Consider the following 279-nt stretch of genomic DNA (forward strand, 5'->3'; position numbering starts at 1 on the left):
GGTCCGCACACAGTGAGCGTGACTGCAACAGATGTGGCAGGTAACGTATCAACTCCAGTGACTGGTACAGTAACTGTTGATGCAACAGCACCAACCCTTGCGATTACCGCGGATGACCTTGCTCTTGCGGCAGGTGAAACAGCGAACATTACCTTCACGTTCAGTGAAGCGGTGGCAGGCTTTGCGGCAGGCGACATCACCGTGGTTGGCGGTACATTGACTGGCTTGACGACAACGGACAACATCACCTGGACAGCAGTGTTTACGCCAGATGGCACA

1 protein-coding gene is annotated in these 279 nt (G+C 54.5%); it reads left to right on the forward strand.

Features of this window, described 5'->3' with window-relative positions; all coding sequences use genetic code 11:
- On the forward strand, positions 1 to 279 hold a 279-nt coding region (locus tag HL290_RS18485), incomplete at both ends, for an Ig-like domain-containing protein (protein ID WP_198497229.1).

This window comes from Acinetobacter sp. AC1-2 (assembly GCF_016124155.1).
GTDB lineage: Bacteria > Pseudomonadota > Gammaproteobacteria > Pseudomonadales > Moraxellaceae > Acinetobacter > Acinetobacter calcoaceticus.